Source organism: Myxococcus vastator, assembly GCF_010894475.1.
Classification (GTDB): domain Bacteria; phylum Myxococcota; class Myxococcia; order Myxococcales; family Myxococcaceae; genus Myxococcus; species Myxococcus vastator.
In genome coordinates this window covers 1-18543 of record NZ_JAAIYB010000132.1, presented here as the reverse complement: position 1 = coordinate 18543, position 18543 = coordinate 1, and the positions used below count along the sequence as shown (strand labels likewise).

The following is an 18543-nucleotide window of genomic DNA, read 5'->3' as shown; positions in this document are numbered from 1 at the left end:
CCACCGCCGCGTGGACGTGCTGGCCGGCGTGGACAGCGCCTACGGGTTGATGAACGAGCTGCGCGTGGGCGCGCGGTGGATGGTTTTCGACGGCGGGCCCCGGTGGAGCGTGGGTGTGGCGGTGGAGGGCAGCCATGCCTTCTTCCTGCGGCCCGCGAGCGTGGAGGACCGGGGTGCGCGCTACTACAGCGGGCGCCGCAACTGGAACGTGCTGCCCGGCCTCGTCGGCAGTCTCCAGCTCGCGGGCGCCCGCGCGCCGCGGCTGTCCCTGGACGTCCGCTACCTGATGGCGCTGGACACCGAGCCCATTCAAGGGGTGCCGCTGGGCGGCCTGCCCCCCGACGTGGCGCTGTCCGGCGCCTTTCCGGTGCGATTGGGCGCGGAAATCCCCGTGAGTGAGAAAACGTCCTACGCTCTGACGATTGGCGGGGACATCCGCACCCGGCCTGACGAGACGGACTTCATGCCCGTCATCACCTTTGGCGTCGTGACTGGTTTCTAGAGAGGTCTTCCATGCGTGGCAGTGTCATCGGCTCCGGCTCCTTCGGTACCGCCCTGGCGAACGTGCTCGCGGTCAATTGCGAGGAGGTGCGTCTGTGGGGCCGTGAGCCCTCCGTCGTGGAGGCCATCAACGCCCAGCACGAGAATCCCACCTACCTGAAGGGCATCCCCATCTCGGAGCGCGTGCGCGCCACGAATGACCTCCAGGAGGCGCTCGCGGGCGCGGAGCTGGTGGTGCTGGCCACGCCCAGCCACGCCACGCGCGAGGTGGTGGCGAAGGCCCAGGCGTTCCTGCCGCGCCATGTCCCCATCGTCACGGTGTCGAAGGGCATCGAGAACGGGACGCTGCTGACGATGACGGAGCTCCTGGAGGACTGCCTGCCGGAGGAGTTCCACCCGTACCTCGCGGTGCTGTCCGGCCCCAGCTTCGCCAAGGAGCTGGCGCGGCGCATGCCCACGGTGGTGACCATCGCCTCGCACTGGGACAAGGTGGCGCTGCGCTGCCAGAAGGCGCTGCAGACGGAGACGTTCCGCAGCTACACGTCCACGGACGTGGTGGGCGTGCAGTACGGCGGCGCGCTGAAGAACGTCATCGCGATTGCCGCCGGCATGGCGGACGGCCTGGGCATGGGCCACAACGCGCGCGCGGCCATCATCACCCGCGGCCTGGCGGAGATTACGCGCCTGGCGGTGCGCAAGGGCGCCAACCCGCTGACGCTCTCCGGCCTGTCCGGCATGGGCGACCTGGTGCTGACGTGCACCGGTGAGCTGAGCCGCAACCGGCACGTGGGCATGGAGCTGGGCAAGGGCCGCACGCTGCCGGACATCCTCGCGGACATGAAGGAAGTGGCCGAAGGCGTGAAGACGGCCCGCAGCGCGCACGAGCTGGAGCTCAAGACGGGCGTGGAGCTGCCCATCTGCCACCAGGTGTACCTGATTGCCCACGAGGGCAAGAGCGCGCGCTCGGCGGTGGTGGACCTGATGACGCGCCAGCCGAAGTCGGAGCTGGCGGGCGTCTGAGCGGCCTTCAGAAGCGGCGCGGCGCCGCGTCCGGCGTGGCGCCGCGGACGCGCCACACGGTGAGCCGCTGGGAGTTGGTGTGGCTCATCACCAGGCCCTCCTGCTGCATCTGCTCCAGCAGGCGGTTCGTCTTGAGCCGGTCCAGCCCCACGGACTTCGCCAGCAAGTCACCGGGCATGCCGCTGATGTTGCGGCGCAGCTCGTTGACGATGGCGCGCTTGAACTCGTTCTTCTGGAGGCCGTCCAGGTCCTGCGTGCGCCACGCCTGGAGGACACCCGCGGCGATGATGACCAGCGTCAGAATCGCCAGCACGGGGTAGATGATGTGGCTGTTCTGCTCCAGCAGCTCGAAGTACTTCGGAGACAGCGAGGACACAGGCTTCGCGTAGTCAGCCTGGGCCAGCAGCAGGGGTGTGAAGAATGGAGTCGACACGGCCCCCCGACTCTACGGGGAGCCGTGCCTGCCCGGCAACCGCGGGCTCAGACGGCGCCGATGGCCGCGGTGGCGCCTTCGGCGAACAGCGTGGTGTCCGCCTTGGCCAGCAGCGTCGCCAGGCCCTCGCGCGTCGCGGCGCTGATGGCCACGCCGCCCCGGGAGCGCAGCAGCGCCTCCACTTCGTCCGGCGGCAGCAGGTCCGCCTTGTTCCACACCATGAGGCGCGGCTTCTCCATCAAGTCGAGCGACTCGAGGATTTTCTCCACCGCCTCCACCTGCTCGTCGCGGGCGGGGTCCGCCGCGTCCACGACGTGGAGCAGCAGGCTGGCGTCGTACAGCTCCTCCAGCGTGGCGCGGAAGGCGGCGACCAGGTCCTTGGGCAAATCGCGGATGAAGCCCACCGTGTCGGTGATGATGACCTCCCGCTCCCGCGGGAAGCGCAGCCGCCGGCTGGTGGGGTCCAGCGTGGCGAACAGCTTGTTCTCCGCCAGCACCTCGGCGTTGGTAATCGCGTTGAGGAGCGTGGACTTGCCGGCGTTGGTGTAGCCGACAATGGAGATGACGGGCAGCTCGCGCCGGTTGCGCTGGGCCCGGCGCACGCTGCGCTCCCTGCCAATCGCGTCGATGCGCTTCTCCAGGTGGGTGATTCGCTCGCGCACGCGGCGGCGGTCGATTTCCAGCTTCGTCTCACCCGGGCCACGTCCGCCAATGCCGCCCATGAGCCGGCTGAGCGAATCGTCGCTCTGCACCAGGCGCGGCAGCCGGTACTTCAGCTGCGCCAGCTCCACCTGGAGCTTGCCCTCGGCGCTCTGCGCGCGCTGCGCGAAGATGTCGAGGATGAGCTGTGAGCGGTCCAGGACCTTGAGGCTGGTGGCCTCGCCGATGTGCCGGCCCTGGGACGGGGTGAGGTCCTTGTCGAAGATGAGGAGGTCCACCATGGACTGCATGGAGCGCAGGTTGAGGTCCTCCAGCTTTCCGCGTCCGATGAGGTAGCGCGGGTCCGCCTCGCGCTTCACCTGGAGCACGGAGTCGATGACCTCCACGCCCGCGGTGCGCGCCAGCTCCTTCAACTCCGCCAGGCTGGACTCGGCCAGGGCGCGGTTGCCGTCCAGGCACACCGCCACGAGGATGGCCTTCTCCCGGCCGCCCACCTTGCGTGACGCCGCCTTGCGGTTGAACTCCTCCTCCAGCGCGCCCAGCGTGTCCATGAGGTCCGGCTGCACCACGTGGACGGAGGGCAGCGTCTCGACGTGCCAGAATTCGCCGGAGCTGTTCTCCGGAACGAGGTAGGCGTAGTGCAGGACGCCGGGCAGGCCGTCGTGGCCCACGCCAATGGCCGCCACGCAGTCCAGGCGCAGCAGCGCGAGGTCCGTGAGGTCGTCCTTGGTGAGCGGCTCGCTCTTCAGGTGGGTGTGGACCAGGCGGAGGCCACGCAGACGCACCTGGCCCGCGCGGGCGCGGCCGATGTCCGGCAGCTCGAGCTTGTGGGCGCTGCCCACGATGACGTGCTCGATTTCGCCCTTCCGGTTGACGAGCACACCCACCTGCCGGTTCGTCTCACGCGACAGCTCGGTGAGGTGCCGGGCAAGCTCGGGCGACACGATTTCGTGCGGTGGGACGCGCCGGCGGAAGGTGTTGCGCAGGCGGTGCTGCTCGCTCGACTTGAGGCCCAGGGTGTTGCCGTAGATTTCCTTCAAACCGTGCTCTCCTGGCGGAGGCGTTGGGGCCCCCACCTTTTTCGGACGACTCTATGACTGCCGCTGTGAGGAAAACACGCCGGACGCGCGCGTCTTCCATTTCTGACCTACGCTGACGCCCCGTGAGTTCGATTTCCACGGGACGCACCGCCCTGCGCGCCGCCCGGCGGGTGGTGGTGAAAATCGGCACCAACGCGCTGACGAACGCCACCGGGCGGTTCAATCGTCAGCACTTCGATGCGCTGGGCCAGGACTTGTTGTGGGCCGCGCAGGGCCGCGAGCTGGTGGTGGTGTCCAGCGGGGCCATCGCCCTGGGGGTCGAGCGGCTGGGCCTGCCCTCGCGCCCTCGCGACATCCCAGGCAAGCAGGCGTGCGCGGCGGTGGGGCAGAGCCGGCTGATGCAGGCCTACGAAGAGGCCTTCGCCGCGCGCGGGAAGGCGGTGGCCCAGGTGCTGCTCACCCACGAGGACGTGCAGGAGCGCCGGCGCTACCTCAACGTGAAGCACACGCTGGAGCGGCTGCTGACGGCGGGCGTCGTCCCCGTCATCAACGAGAACGACACCGTCTCCGTGGACGAGCTGAAGTTCGGTGACAACGACACGCTGGCGGGCCTCGTCGCTGGCGTGGTGGACGCCGACGCGCTCGTTCTGCTGTCGGACGTGGAGGGCCTCTACACCGGTGACCCCTGGCGCGACGCGAACGCGGAGCTGGTGACCACGGTGATGCAGGTGACGCCGGAGGTGTTGGCGCTCGCCACCGGCGCGAGCAGCGGGGTGGGGACGGGCGGCATGAGCACCAAGGTGCGGGCGGCCGCGCGCGCCTCTGATTCCGGCATCCACTGCGTGATTACGTCCGGCGCCGTGCCCGGCCGCCTGCGCGCCGTCCTGGAAGGCGCGGACGTGGGGACCCTCTTCGAGCCCACGGGCAGCCGCCGCAGCGCCCGCGCCGCGTGGATTGCCCATGCCCTGCGCGCACGCGGGACGCTCACGGTGGATGCCGGCGCGCGCGAGGCCATTGTCACCGGCAAGCGCAGCCTGCTGCCCAGCGGCGTGCGCGGCGTGGAGGGCGACTTCGGGCGCGGAGACCCGGTGGACCTGGTGGATGCGGAGGGCGCCGTGTTCGCGCGGGGGCTGGCGGCCTACGACGCCAACGAGCTGCGACGCATCGCCGGACACCACACGGCGGACATCGAAGCGGTGCTGGGCTACCGCTACCTGGACGAGGCCGTGCACCGCGACGACCTGGCGGTGCTGTAGCCGGTCAGATGGACGAGGTGGACAGCGACTTGCCGCAGCTTTCGCCCAGCTGCATGAGCGCGCGGAACTCCGGCGAGTCCACCTTCATCAGCAGCAGGGAGACCTCGAGCTCCCCGGGCACGCGGCCGAGCTGGAGCTTGCGCTCCTGGCCGTGGAGCAGCGCCAGCTCGGAGTGGCCCTTCGCCTCGGGGAGGAGCAGGTCCAGCTGGAGGAGGAACGACTGGCCTTCGGCCCTGGGCGTGAGGACCAGCCGGTAGTCGGGCAGGGGCGCTCCGGGGCGGCGGCGCTCGGCGCGAAGGGTGCGGCCCGTCTCACCCAGCAGCTTGGGCTGGGCCACCAGGCGCCCATCGCGGCGGACCTCGACGGCGAAGTAGAGGGGCTCCGCGCGCACGGGCGCAGGCGCGGCCATGCTCGTGACGCCCACGAACATCGCCAACCCGGCCACCACATTACGGACGAGGGTGATGCCGCTCATCGTGAGTCCCTTCAGAGGCTCCGCTCGCCGCGTCGGCCACGCGGCATGCGGACAGGCAGGGCCCGTCCGCGTCTTCTCCACTTCCACGGAATGGTGCAGCAATAACCCAGATCATGCCCGTCGTGCGAGTCCCCCGCCCAAGTCCTTGTCCGCTGGAATGAGGATGGCCGCACCCACAGGCGATTACCTGCTTGTCTGTTCAGTCCCGTCCGGCTATCTCGCGGACGCGGGCGGACCGCTCATCTGTTTCCCACCCACACGTCCACTTCTTGACCCCCCCGGGTCCGCCCGGCATCGTCGCCGACCTTTCCAATGGACCGCACCGAACGCATCCTCGACCTCGTGGCCCTTCTGCTCGACGCGCGCGAGCCCATCTCCTGGGCCGAGCTGCGCGAGCACTTCCCTGGTGACTACGGCGGCTCCGATGATGCCGCCGAGCGCAAGTTCGAGCGCGACAAGGCGGAGCTCGTGGAGCTGGGCTTTCCGCTGACGTACGTGCAGGGCGATGACGAGCGGCGGGACGGCTACCTCGTCGATAGGGACGCCTACTACCTTCCGGAGGCGGACCTCTCCAAGGAAGAGCTGGCCGTGCTCTATGCCGCCGGCTCCGCGGCGCTGGCGTCGGGCGCCTTCCCGGGCCGGGACGACCTGGCGCACGCGCTGCGGAAGATCGGCTTCTTCGCCGGTCAATCCCTGCCTACACCCCGGGTGCGCATGGAGCTGGGCTCCGTGCATGAGGGCCAGGAGAAGGAGATCTCCGCGCGCCTGGAGCAGCTCTGGGATGCGTGCGCGGCCCGCAAATGGGTGGACCTGACGTATGCCAGCCCCAAGCAGGTCGGCACCACGCAGCGGCGCGTGGACCCGTATGGGCTGGCGCTGCGCCGCGGCGCCTGGACGCTGGTGGGGTACTGCCACCTGCGCAAGGACCTGCGGACCTTCCACGTCCACCGGATTCGCGAGCTGAAGGTGAACACGGCGCGCCCGCGCACGCCGGACTTCCAGGTGCCGGCGGACTTCTCGCTGGAGGCCCACGTGGCGTACTTCCCGTGGCAGCACCGCTTCCATGAGCAGGTGGAGGTGGTGCTCCACCTGTCGGGCACGCTGGCCTCGCGGGCCGCGAGCCTGTTGCCCGGCGCCTCGCTGGAGCCCGCGGAGGCGGGGGCGGTGCGGGCGCGGCTGCCGGTGACGTTCGTGGATGGCCTGATGCGCTTCTGCCTGGCGCTGGGGCCGGACTGCCGCGTGGAGGGCCCGGAGCGGGCGCAGGCGCGCCTGCGGGAGATGGCCTCGCGCATCGTGGCGTGCCACGACGATTCGCTGGACAAGGTGAGCGCATGAGCAACGTCCACGAGCGGCTCCGCCGCCTGCTGTTCCTGGTCCCCTACGTCTCCAAGCACCCCGGCGTCACCGTGGAGGCGCTCGCGCGCGCCCTCAACGTCAGCCGCGAGGACCTGCTGGAGGAACTGGACCTGCTCACCTGCGTGGGCCGGCCGCCCTTCAACCCGGACGACTACATCGACATCTACGTGGACAACGACCGCGTCTACGTGGACCTGGATCAGCGCCTGTTCGCGCCGCCCCGGTTGACGCCGGGCGAGGCCGCGGCGCTGGCCGCGTCGGCGGAGCTGCTGCGGCCGGCCACGGGGGACGCGTTGCAGAGCGCCCTGGAGAAGCTGGAGCGCGTGCTGCCGCCCGCCACCCGCGAGCGCTACCGGGAGATGTACCGGAAGATTGATGCGTCCACGGAGGCGCCCCAGGCCCTGGGGCCGCTCACCCGCGCCATCATCGAGCGCCTGGAGGTGACGTTCGGCTACGCCAGCCCCGGCCGGTCGCCGGAGCCGCGCACCGTGCGCCCCTACGAGCTGCTCAGCCACCGGGGGCAGTGGTACCTGCAGGGCTACTGCCACACCCGGCAGGACGCGCGCCTGTTCCGCCTGGACCGGATGGAGGACATCCTCGTCACGGACGTGTCCTTCCAGCCGCCCGCGGACGCCCGGGCGGACGTGCCCAACCCGGCGCGGGGCTTGAAGGATGCCACGGTGCGTGTGCGCTTCTCCCCCGTGGCCGCACCGTATGTGAAGGAGCGCTTCGGCCAGGACGCCCGCCCGCTCGCTGACGGGGGCGTGGAGGTGCTGGTGGCGGGGGACAGCGAGCGCTGGCTCACCCAGTGGGTCCTGTCCTTCGGTGGCGAGGCGCAGGTCATGGAACCGCCCTCCGCGCGTGCGGCCGTTGCCCGAGCGGCGCGGGCCTCTGTAGGATTGTGACCCCCCATGCCTTTCCAGCTGACGATCTCCGAGGGTAGAGAAGCCGGTAAGGAGTTCGTCTTCGACCAGGACTCCGTTCTCATCGGCCGTTCGACGGATTGTGACGTCGCGCTGTTCGACCCGGGTGTGTCCCGGCGCCACTGTCGCATCTTCCTCGACGGTGATGCCTACTCCGTCGAGGACCAGGGCAGCGCCAACGGGTCGCTCGTCAACGGCAGCCCGGTGAAGACGCAGGTGCTCGAGGACGGCGACAAGCTGACCCTGGGGCCGGTGACGTTCATCTTCGGCATGCTGACGGACGAGCCAGCCACGGGCGAAGAGGAGCTGCCCGCCGGCGCCCAGGAAGGCGATGGCAGCACGCGCATCGTCTCCCTGGACTCCTTGAAGCGGCAGCGCAACAAGGGCGTCGCGCTGGCCCCGGACGGTGCCGACCAGGAGGCGCTGGACGAAATCCGCGAGGGCGCCACCCGCTCCAACCTGCAGGCCCTGCGCCCCGTGTCCCAGGGGCAGAGCGGCTCACGGCCGGCGGCCATTGAACGCTCGGCGCCCACGGCGCCTCCCGCGAGGCGGCCGGCCAGCTCGCCCCCGCCGGCCCGGGCCCGTCCGGCGCCGTCCGCGTCGGGGGGTGGGGGCTTGTCCGCGGCGGAGCGCGCGCGCATCCGGCGTGAGTCCCCCGGCGTGGTGTCCAGCGCGAAGCTCTTCTGGGCGGACGCCAGCCAGGGCGTGCGCACCGGCATCATCGGCGGCGGCGTGGCCATGGTGCTCGCGCTGTTCGGCGTCCTCTACTGGCTGGTGCTGAGCGGCGAGGACGGCCAGCCGGTGGGCGAGGAGCCCGCGATGCTCAGCGGCCAGCCCATCCGCGAGTCGTTCGGCCTGGGGCCGGGCGTGACGTGGGAGCGCGCGGACATGAAGGTCTTCGAGTGGGAGTACACCGCCGCCACGCGCGCGGTGGTCATCCTCCACTACCAGGCCCAGGGCATCTCCAAGGACGAGGTCGTGGTGAGCGTCAACGGCGTGGACGTGGGCAAGGTGCCGCCCGACACGCTGGCCAGCCAGGACCGCTCCATCGAGCTGATGATTCCGGCGCAGCACCTGAAGAAGGGCGAGCCCAACCGCATCATCTTCGACAACGTGAAGAATCCGCCGGGCGAAGACCCGTGGACCATCTGGAACATCTGGGTGGAGCGCGCGCTGCTGCCGGACCTGCTGCCCGAGGAGCTGGTGCGCGAGGCCACCGAGTACCACAAGCGGGGCTTGAAGCACTTCCAGACGCCGGACATCGGCGCTCGCAACCGCTACGAGGCCTGGAAGTCCTTCCGCGTGTCGTGGCTGATGCTGGAGGCCCACCCGGAGCCGAAGCCGGACCTCTACTACGACGCCCAGGAGCGCATGAAGGCGGCGCAGCAGGAGCTGGACCGCACCTGCTCCAAGCTGCTGCTGGAGGTGGAGGGCTACTACAACCAGGGCAACTACAAGAGCGCCTCCGCCACCCTGGACCATGTGAAGGAGTACTTCCCGGAGTTCGACCAGCCGTGCGCCACCCGCGCGGACGCCAAGCGCGCGGAGTACGGCCTCTAGGCGCACGCCACGGCTTTCCGGTGTTCGTGAAGTCACGGGCTTGTCCCGTCGGCTTCCGGACATCGGCTGGCACGGGAAGCCCGGCTGCGAAGCGGCTCGGGTTGCCAGGGCCCGCGGGCATCCGCACCGTTGGGAGGCCATGCGTGAGCCGGAGGCGTTGACCGAGCAGTCGGAGGAGGCGGACACGGGCGCGCCGCGGCGCGCGCCCACGCCCCCGGGGCCCGTGCCGGAGCATGGGCCGGTGTGGAGCCCCAACGTCTCCGGGCTGCTCCTGTCGCGCTACTACCTGCCTCGCCGCCACGCGGTGGTGCAGGGCAACGCCTGCCAGCTGCTGCGGGACGGCGTGGAGGCCTACCCGGCGATGCTGGAGGCCATCCGCCAGGCGCGCCGCTATGTCCGCCTGGAGACGTACATGTTCGTCTCCGACGCCGTGGGCGAGCGGTTCGGCGAGGCGCTGGCGGAGGCGGCCGAGCGCGGCGTGCACGTGAAGGTGCTGTACGACGCGGTGGGCTCGTGGACGAGCCGCCGGAGCTTCTTCGCCGGGCTGCGCGCGCGGGGCGTGGACATCCGCGCCTTCAAGCCCTTCAGCCTGTCACGCGGGCTGCGGCACCTGCTGCGGCGGGACCACCGCAAAATCCTGGTGGTGGACGGTGAGGTGGCCTTCACCGGCGGGGTGAACATCTCCGCCCACTGGGCGCCCGCGGAGCTGGGCGCGGCGTGGCGGGATGACGTGCTGCGCATCGAAGGGCCGGCCGTCCACGAGCTGGAGCGGTGTTTCTCCGCCACGTGGCGGATGATGTTCCAGGGCCGCTTCCACCGGCTGACGCGGCGGCTGGAGCGCCTGCGCAACCCGCCGCCCCGCCGCGGCGCGGTGGGGCTGGCGGTGTTGTCCAGTCGGCGAAGCATCCACCGGTCCTATCTGCACGCCATCCGCCGGGCCCGGCGCAGCGTGCTGGTGGCCGCCGCCTACTTCATCCCGGACCGCCGCATGGTGATGGCGCTGCGGGAGGCGGCCCGGCGCGGGGTGGAGGTCCATCTGCTGCTCAACGCTCGCAGTGACCACCCCCTCCTGGAGTTCATGGCCCGGGCCTTCTACGAGCGGCTGCTGGGCGCGGGCGTCCGCATCTTCGAATGGCAGCGCGGCGTGCTGCACGCCAAGACGGCCGTGGTGGACGGGGTGTGGGGCACCATCGGTTCGTTCAACCTGGAGCGCCTCAGCCTGGCCTTCAATCACGAGGTGAACGCCGTCTTCGCCGACGCTCGCCTGGGACAGCAACTGGAGGACTCCTTCCGTGCCGACTGCGGGGACTGCCGCGAGGTCACGCTGGCGGAGTTCCGCCGCCGGCCCCTGTGGCAGAAGCTGCTGGAGCGGGCACTGTCTCTGCTTCGCAAAATCATTTGAGCCCTGCCTGCCCGCCCCTCAGCGGGGCGCATCCCCGCGGCTCGAAGCGTCCGGCCTTCAATGCGCTCGCAGGAACCCTTTGCAACGCGTCAAAGGGGGGCCTAGAAGTTGCCGCATCCCGCGCAAGGAAGGACGGCACAACACATGACCGACAGTTTCGGCACGAAGTCCCAGCTCAAGGTGGGTTCCGCCACCTACGACCTCTTCAGCCTGGGCAAGCTGGCCAAATCCCACCCGGCGGTGAACCGCCTGCCGTTCTCGCTGAAGGTCCTGCTGGAGAACCTGCTGCGGCACGAGGATGGCCGCGTGGTGAATCGCGAGCACGTGGAGAAGATGCTGGCCTGGGACCCCAAGGCCACCCCGGACGTGGAGATTTCCTTCCACCCGGCGCGCGTGCTGCTCCAGGACTTCACGGGCGTGCCCGCGGTGGTGGACCTGGCGGCCATGCGTGAGGCGCTGTCCTCCATGGGCGGCAACCCGGACAAAATCAACCCGCGCAACCCGGCCGACCTGGTCATCGACCACTCGGTGCAGATTGATTCCTTCGCGACGTCCGCCGCGTTCAAGGAGAACGCGGAGCTGGAGTTCGAGCGCAACCGTGAGCGGTACGCGTTCCTCCGCTGGGGCCAGAGCGCGTTCAAGGGCTTTGGCGTGGTGCCGCCGGACATCGGCATCTGTCACCAGGTCAACCTGGAGTTCCTGGCGCACGTGACGTTCCGTCAGGGCAGCACCGTGTACCCGGACACGCTGGTGGGCACCGACAGCCACACCACGATGATCAACGGCCTGGGCGTGGTGGGCTGGGGCGTGGGCGGCATCGAGGCCGAGGCCGCGCTGCTGGGCCAGCCGATCACCATGCTGATTCCGCAGGTGGTGGGCTTCAAGCTCGCCGGCAAGCTGCCCGCGGGCGCCACCGCCACGGACCTGGTGCTCACCGTCACGCAGATGCTTCGCAAGAAGGGCGTGGTGGGCAAGTTCGTGGAGTTCTACGGCAGCGGCCTGAAGAACCTGTCCCTGCCGGACCGGGCCACCATCGCGAACATGGCGCCCGAGTACGGCGCCACCATCGGCTTCTTCCCGGTGGACGAGGAGAGCCTCAACTACCTGCGCTTCACCGGCCGTCCGGACGACCTGGTCGCCCTCACGGAGGCCTACGCCAAGGAGCAGGGCCTGTGGCGGCGTGACGACGCCGAGGAGCCCCTCTTCAGCGACACGCTGGAGCTGGACCTGTCCACCGTGGTGCCCAGCCTCGCCGGCCCCAAGCGCCCGCAGGACCGCGTGCCCCTCAAGGACATGAAGGCCGGCTACGAGAAGTCGCTGGTGGAGATGCTGTCGGCCGGCAAGGGCAAGGACGCGGGCACGACCGCCGCCGCGGTGCCTCCCGAGCGCCTGGCCCAGACGGTCACCGTGAAGAACGGCCGCCAGAGCTACCAGGTGGGCCACGGCGCGGTGGTCATCGCGTCGATTACGTCCTGCACCAACACCTCCAACCCGGCGGTGCTGGTGGGCGCGGGCCTCCTGGCGAAGAAGGCCGTGGAGCGCGGCCTCAACCCGAAGCCGTGGGTGAAGACGTCGCTGGCCCCGGGCAGCCGCGTGGTCAGCGAGTACCTGCGCGACGCTGGCCTGCTGCCCTACCTGGAGGCCGTGGGCTTCCACATCGTGGGCTACGGCTGCACGACGTGCATCGGCAACTCCGGTCCGCTGACGGAGCCCGTGGCCAACGCCGTCACCGAGGGGGACCTCGTGGTGGCCGCGGTGCTGTCCGGCAACCGCAACTTCGAAGGCCGCATCAACCCGCACGTGCGCATGAACTACCTGGCCAGCCCGCCGCTGGTGGTGGCCTACGCGCTGGCTGGCGAGGTGGGCATGGACCTGGACAACGCGCCGCTGGGCACCGACCCCAACGGCCGCCCCGTGTTCCTGCGCGACATCTGGCCGACCAACGAGGAGATTCAGGAGGTCATCCGCACCTCCGTGAAGCCGGAGCAGTTCCGCAGCCAGTACGCCAACGCCATGGAAGGCGACGCGCTCTGGCAGCAGCTGCCGGTGGGCAAGGGCGCCACGTTCCAGTGGGACGACACGTCCACCTACGTGCGCAAGCCGCCCTTCTTCGAGAACCTGCCGAAGGAGCCCAAGCCCGCGCAGGACATCCATGGCGCGCACGTCATGGCGCTGCTGGGTGACTCCGTCACCACGGACCACATCTCCCCCGCGGGCAACATCGCCAAGGCGAGCCCGGCGGCCAAGTACCTCATGGCCAACGGCGTGGAGCCCAAGGACTTCAACTCCTACGGCGCGCGCCGCGGCAACCACGAGGTGATGGTGCGCGGCACCTTCGCCAACATCCGCCTGAAGAACCTGCTGGTTCCGGGCGTGGAGGGCGGCGTCACCGTCCACATCCCCACGCGCGAGCGGATGAGCATCTACGACGCGTCCATGAAGTACCAGGCGGAGGGCACGCCGCTGGTGGTGCTGGCGGGCGCGGAGTACGGCACCGGCTCCAGCCGTGACTGGGCGGCCAAGGGCACCATGCTGCTGGGCGTGAAGGCCGTCATCGCCAAGAGCTTCGAGCGCATCCACCGCTCCAACCTGGTGGGCATGGGCGTGCTGCCGCTCCAGTTCGAGGCGGGCCAGGACGCGGCGTCGCTGGGCCTCACCGGCCACGAGAAGTTCGACATCACCGGCGTGGCGCAGGACCTGGCGCCGCAGAAGAAGCTCACCGTGAAGGCCACGGGTGAGAGCGGCACCAAGGAGTTCACGGTGGTGTGCCGCATCGACACGCCGAACGAGCTCGACTACTACCGCCACGGCGGCATCCTGCAGTACGTGCTCCGCCAGCTGGCCAAGGCCTAGCGCGGAGTCGAAGGAACCGGCGCCCTGCTTTCCTCGGCGGGCGCCGGTAGCACCGCGGCCCGGAGTGTCCCTGGTGGCGCTCCGGGCCGTCGTGTCTTCACGGCTCGCGCAGGCGGGCCCAGGCGGCGCGGTAGCGGGCCAGGCGCTCGGCGTCCTTGGGCGTCACCGCGGCCAGCCGCCGCACGTCCATGTTGTCCTCCAGGTCCGCCAGCTTCACGCGGCGGGCGAGCGCCAGCGGGCGCAGCCGTTCGATGAAGGCCTCGTAGGTCTCATCCTGGCGGCGGGTGAGCGCGTCCAACGCGCCCAGGACGGCTTCCGGGTAGCCCAGCTCGCGCAGGCGCTCGAGCGTGTAGGGCGTGTCCTCCACCACGTCGTGGAGGATGGCCACCGTGCGCTCCTCGTCCGTGTCCAGCCGCATCATCACCCGCAGCGGGTGGAGGATGTACGTCTGGCCGGCCTTGTCTCGCTGGCCGTGGTGCGCGGCCACCGCGAGCGCGATGGCGTCTTCGAGTGTGGGCATGCCCGTCTTCTAACGCCGGACGCCCTCCCCAGGCGAGCTGGAGAGGGCGGCGGCGGGCCCTCACGTCATCACGGCAGGCAGCGGGCCGCGTCCTCGTGACGGCAGGCGTGCTGCTCCTGGGTGAGGGGCAGCTCGTACACGTTCCGCAGCACCTCGCTGTTCTCCGACACGTCCACCGAGGTGGCCTGGCGCTGCCCGGGCTCCTGCATGATGGCGCTGTATTTCACGCTGCCCGTGGGCGAAATCATCACCGCGGTGGCGGGCTCGGGCGGCGGCGACAGCACCGCGCGCTCCTGGAAGCGCGCGTTGTCGAAGGACGCGGCGCAGTTGGGCAGGCCGCTGAGGAAGTCCGCCTGGTAGAAGCGGGCCCGGGCGGCGGTGCTGCTGCACACCTCGCCGTCCTGCGACGGGTAGATGACGTTCCACAGCGTGCAGCTGGCCACCGTGGCCGCGCCGCCCGCCGTCTTGTGGGTGTGGTTGTCCGTGTACTCCAGCATCCACCCCGGGCTCTCCGGCGCGGCGCCCGTCGCGGAGCAGGCCCCGGACGCGTCGCAGGTGATGTTCGTCACGTCCACCAGGTCGCCGCTGGTGTCGTTGTCGCCCGTGCGGTCGCTCAGGCGCTCCGCGTCGAACTGGCTCGCCGTCAGGGGGCCGTCCGGGGAGACAGCGGTGGCGTCCTCGGCGAACGTCTGCCCGGTGACGCCGTACACGCGCACGCCGTAGAAGCGGTTCTTCCCGATGGCGTTGACGCTGCGGGTCAGCTCCAGGTCCGCGAAGTTGGGCGCCACGTTGCTCACGTCGAGGCAGCGGAAGTTGCCCGCGGCGTCCTTGCCACACTCCACGCGCGCGGGGCTCATGGAGGTGTAGTCCTGGGGCGCCCCCGGGCAGGAGCGGGCCTCGTGCCGGGTGAACCGGGCGGACACCACCGTCTGGCCCGGATCGCCGCAAGCGGGTTGCGAGGCCGTCCCGCGCGTCAGCGTGGACTGCGCCAGCCCTCGCTGCGTCCACTGGTGCCGCGACTGGGTGATGTTCTGGCCAATCCGGTCCACGCGGTAGTCCACCTCCACGTTGCCGCACCCGTAGCGCGCGCAGGCCTGCGGGTTGTCGAAGCGGCAGATGCCGGCCTGGTCATCCAGCAGCGCGTAGCGGTCACCCGTGCCGACGAGCGCGCGCATGGCGCCCGTGCCCGGCTGGATGCCGATGGAGGGCACGTAATAGAAGGGCCACGTGCGCGTCAGGCTGGTGCCCGGGACGCCCGAGGGGCCCACGGAGTCCCGGTCCATCTGGAAGGCGCGCGCGGCGCTCCAGTTGCGGATGAGCCGCGTGGACGGGTCCAGCGCGCCGGGCACGGACATGCGCGCCACCCAGAGCTGGCCGCGCATGTCACCGAAGACGGCCGTGTCGAAGAAGCCATCCTGCTGCACGTTGCCCGCCACGCCGTAGTCCACCAGCGCCACGGGCGCCGCCACGCTGTGGGTGAGGTGCCGCGCGGGCCCGTGCTGCTCGCCGGTGGCGTTCGGGTCGTATTCGAACTTCCACCACAGGTTGTCGGTGCGGCCATTCACCTCGGGGGACCACGCGTCCACCATGTAGATGCCGCGGCCCTTCTCCTGGCCGGGGGACCAGCCGCCCGACAGGGCCACCATCCACCGCTCCTGGGTCTCCGCGTCGTAGCGGGACACGGCGCCGGGCGCGGTGCCCGCCTCCACCAGCACGGGGCCAATGGGCGGCGGCTTGGGGCTGAGGGAGAAGAGCGTCTTGCCGAAGAGGGCGGCCTCCGGGGAGTCCGGCTGCGGGTACATCCACTGCATCCGGGGCGCGCCGAAGCGGCCGGTGCCCGCGTCCGCGCGCAGCTCCAGCGCCAGGTAGTGCACGCCGCCGCGTCCCTCCGAAATCACCGCCATCGTGTGGTACTCGTCGGACTGCTTGATGCCGTCCGCCTGCGAGCCGCCCGAGCCGTCCGCCCACACGTCGCGCACCATGATGTCGCCGTCCACGTAGTACTGGTGGCCACTGGCCATCTCATGCAGACGCGACAGCAGGTCCGGCGGGATGAAGGCCCACTCCTCCTCGCCGGTGCTGGGCGCGTACTCAATCATGGGCATGCCGCCCGCGCAGTTGTCGCCGCTGGCGGTGCTGTCGCGGAAGGCGTGCAGCATGCCGTCGTTGGCGCCCACCAGCACCAGCTTGTCCCGGCGGCGGTAGCGGTGCAGGTACGCGTCATACGCGTCCACCTCCACGGTGTTGCCGCAGCGGCTGATGTTCTCCGTGGCGAGCGGCGTGGGCGACACGCCCAGTTGCTGGCTGTAGAGCGTGCGCGTGCACTGGTTGCTCATGCCCAGGTTGCACAGGAACTTGTCCATGGGTGGATCCACCAGCACCGGCGCGGAGTGGAAGATGTCGCCCATCACGGAGCGGCGCACCTCGGTGCGGTTGCCGTTGCCGTCTTCGTCCGCCAGGTCCTGGCCGCGCACGTACTGGATGAGCGTGCGCACGCAGAGGTCATTCACCCAGGTTTGCGCCTGCGCCACGCTGCCGAAGCCGGGCATCGTGACGCTCATGGCCGCGGCGGCCTGCTGGGGCGTCAGCCGGAGGCCCGCCAGCAGCGTGCCCGGGTCGATGTCCAGGGGGCTCAGCGACTGCACCGTCGGACACGCGGGGGTGCCGAGGATGCCGAGGTAGCTCTTCAGCGCCTCGCGGTTGTCCACGGTGAACTCGATGGGCGTCGCCGTGTTGTCCGCGGCGGTGATGCGCCCGTCCTGGTTGCTGTCCGTCACCGTGTAGATTTTGCGGCTGTCCAGGGAGCGGGCCAGCAGCGCGCGGCGCGCCTCCCAGAACTGGTTGGCCGGGGTGCTGCCGCCGTCCTTGACGAAGTTGCCGGACGTGTCCTCGATGACGATGTCCCCGTCCCGGTCCACGACGAAGATGTCGTCCATGTCCCCGTCGCCGTTCTTGTCCACTCCCTCCACGAACTCGTTGAACTGGTTGAAGCGCCACAAGTCTCCGCGCCATGCGCTGTCACCCGAGGCGGGCGACATGCGCGGCATCAGCGCGCTGAGCGTGGAGCTGCCCGTCTGGAACGAGGAGATGGCCGCCGCGGCGAACGCGACGTTGCGGTTCTGCACGTCGTCGACGATGGACTGGAGCGCCGTCTTCAGCTGGCTGGAGTTGGTGGCTGCGTAGAAGCGCCCGCCGCCCGCGTCCGCGGTGACGCGCAGCAGGTTGATGGCCTGCGTGTTCGTCAGCGCGAAGCCCACGGTGTAGGTGGCCACCTGCTGCGACCCATCCAGCTCCGGCCGCAAGTCATGCGTCCACATCCACTTGGCGATGCGGTGGATGTGGCTGCTGGAGCCGCCGCTGTTGTTGCCCTGGCCGGCCGCCGCGCAGTTGTTGCAGGGGACTTCGAGGTTCCGCACCTGGGAGGGCACCTGGGCGGAGTCACCGCTGGGCTCGTTGGGCTCACCGTCCGTGAGCAGAATCATGGCGTTGAAGCCGCAGGTGAAGCAGGTGGCGGCCCGTCCGGGCGAGTCCTCGTCGTCGAAGTCCGAGTCACGCAGGTAGCCGCTGCCGAACCAGCCGGGGAACGGGTCGCTGCCGGCGGAGCGGAAGTAGGTGCTGGCGCCCCACATGGCCTGCGTCAGCGGCGTGCCCGTGTTGAAGCGCAGCCCGTCGTTCATCTTGAGGAGCAGGTTGTTGCGGTGGTTGTCACGCTCCGCGCCGTTGAGTGACTGGTCACACCGGGGGCCGAAGCGCTCGAAGCGCACCACGTCCTGGTTGTTCCACTTCACCGTGTTGCTGGCGGCGCTGCTCGCGGAGAACGTCACCACGCCGAAGCGCGTGCGCTCCGAATCCTTGAGCACCTGGCTGATGACGTTGACGGCGGAGTGGCCGCGCGGTGAGTAGAAGTTGAGGAAGTTGCCCGACGCGACGCGCCGGCTGGACGTGTGCTGGAAGTAGCCCTTCGTCGCGAGGCACTGCGCGCACGCGGCGCGCGCGGCGGGCCGGTTGCCGCCGTTTCCGGTGCCCACCAGGTTGGAGCATGCCGCCGCCGCATTGTCGCTGATGACGGTGTTGGGCGGTGGCTGGTCGAAGCGCACGGGGTTGAGGTTCATCCCGAAGCTGGCCTGCGTGCCGCTGCCGTTGCCGTCGAAGCGGTAGTAGCTGTCCGGCACGAACCAGGGCGAGTCCTGGTTGCTGAGTGACAGCCACATGCGCGGGTACTCGACGTTGGCGTCGTAGTTCAGCGCGTCGATGTTCTCCTGGCGGCAGCCCGGGGACTGCCCGTTCTGGTTCTCGTCGAAGCTGTAGTAGTTGTTGTTGCTCCAGGCGATGGGCCAGTACGCCATGGAGCCCGACGTATCCAGGATGAGCAGGATGTTGGGCGGGCCGCTGGGGCTGGTGAAGAAGCGCTCGTCGCTGCCGCGGGCGGGGTTGAGCAGCGCGTCCAGGCGGGAGGTGGACTGCAGGCTGCAAGACGCCGGGTCCTGCGCGAGCGCGCCAGGGGCGGCCAGCAGTACGGACAGGGCCGTCAAGGTGGAGAAGAG

12 protein-coding genes and 1 pseudogene are annotated in these 18543 nt (G+C 70.1%); 8 read left to right on the top strand and 5 right to left on the bottom strand.

The features are described from left to right. Window positions 1–502, top strand: a pseudogene (locus tag G4D87_RS15370) (hypothetical protein); the annotation flags it as partial. A gap of 11 nt (window positions 503–513) precedes the next feature. Further along, on the top strand, window positions 514–1521 hold the full coding sequence (locus tag G4D87_RS15365) for an NAD(P)H-dependent glycerol-3-phosphate dehydrogenase (RefSeq protein ID WP_163782815.1): 1008 nt from the start codon (window positions 514–516) through the stop codon (window positions 1519–1521). Between the two features lie 7 nt (window positions 1522–1528). Here G4D87_RS15365 and G4D87_RS15360 read toward each other — a convergent pair whose 3' ends face one another. After that, on the bottom strand, window positions 1529–1954 hold the full coding sequence (locus G4D87_RS15360) for a hypothetical protein (protein ID WP_163782814.1): 426 nt from the start codon (window positions 1952–1954) through the stop codon (window positions 1529–1531). A gap of 47 nt (window positions 1955–2001) precedes the next feature. Then, window positions 2002–3654, bottom strand: coding sequence for a GTPase HflX (gene hflX, locus G4D87_RS15355; RefSeq protein WP_163782813.1), 1653 nt, complete (start codon window positions 3652–3654; stop codon window positions 2002–2004). 122 nt (window positions 3655–3776) lie between these two features. Between hflX and proB the strand changes: the two genes are divergently transcribed. Beyond that, a complete protein-coding gene (gene proB / locus G4D87_RS15350; RefSeq protein ID WP_163782812.1) occupies window positions 3777–4910 on the top strand; it encodes a glutamate 5-kinase in 1134 nt (377 codons plus the stop codon). Window positions 4911–4914: 4 nt separating this feature from the next. On the opposite strand, the gene G4D87_RS15345 is transcribed toward proB, so the two are convergent. Next, window positions 4915–5385, bottom strand: a complete 471-nt coding sequence (locus G4D87_RS15345) for a hypothetical protein (RefSeq protein WP_176409270.1) — start codon at window positions 5383–5385, stop codon at window positions 4915–4917. A 312-nt stretch (window positions 5386–5697) separates the two neighbouring features. On the opposite strand from G4D87_RS15345, the gene G4D87_RS15340 reads away from it, so the two are divergent. The 5 genes from G4D87_RS15340 to acnA all read left to right on the top strand — a co-directional run bounded on the left by G4D87_RS15340 (window position 5698) and on the right by acnA (window position 13479). Then, window positions 5698–6720, top strand: coding sequence for a helix-turn-helix transcriptional regulator (locus G4D87_RS15340; protein ID WP_163782811.1), 1023 nt, complete (start codon window positions 5698–5700; stop codon window positions 6718–6720). Beyond that, window positions 6717–7646: a helix-turn-helix transcriptional regulator gene (locus G4D87_RS15335; RefSeq protein ID WP_163782810.1), complete on the top strand. Its 930-nt coding sequence runs from the start codon at window positions 6717–6719 to the stop codon at window positions 7644–7646. The genes G4D87_RS15340 and G4D87_RS15335 overlap by 4 nt, the downstream gene beginning before the upstream one ends. A 6-nt stretch (window positions 7647–7652) precedes the next feature. Next, a complete protein-coding gene (locus tag G4D87_RS15330; RefSeq protein WP_163782809.1) occupies window positions 7653–9224 on the top strand; it encodes an FHA domain-containing protein in 1572 nt (523 codons plus the stop codon). 139 nt (window positions 9225–9363) lie between these two features. After that, window positions 9364–10626 carry a cardiolipin synthase ClsB gene (clsB, locus tag G4D87_RS15325; RefSeq protein WP_240358300.1) on the top strand — a complete coding sequence of 421 codons (1263 nt, stop codon included), beginning with the start codon at window positions 9364–9366 and terminating at the stop codon, window positions 10624–10626. 144 nt (window positions 10627–10770) lie between these two features. Further along, window positions 10771–13479 carry an aconitate hydratase AcnA gene (acnA, locus tag G4D87_RS15320; RefSeq protein WP_163782807.1) on the top strand — a complete coding sequence of 903 codons (2709 nt, stop codon included), beginning with the start codon at window positions 10771–10773 and terminating at the stop codon, window positions 13477–13479. A 97-nt stretch (window positions 13480–13576) separates the two neighbouring features. Here acnA and G4D87_RS15315 read toward each other — a convergent pair whose 3' ends face one another. Continuing rightward, on the bottom strand, window positions 13577–13999 hold the full coding sequence (locus G4D87_RS15315; RefSeq protein WP_163782806.1) for a GTP pyrophosphokinase: 423 nt from the start codon (window positions 13997–13999) through the stop codon (window positions 13577–13579). Window positions 14000–14067: 68 nt separating this feature from the next. Further along, window positions 14068–18543, bottom strand: a 4476-nt coding sequence (locus G4D87_RS15310; RefSeq protein ID WP_163782805.1) for a pilus assembly protein, incomplete at its 5' end; no start/stop codon positions are given.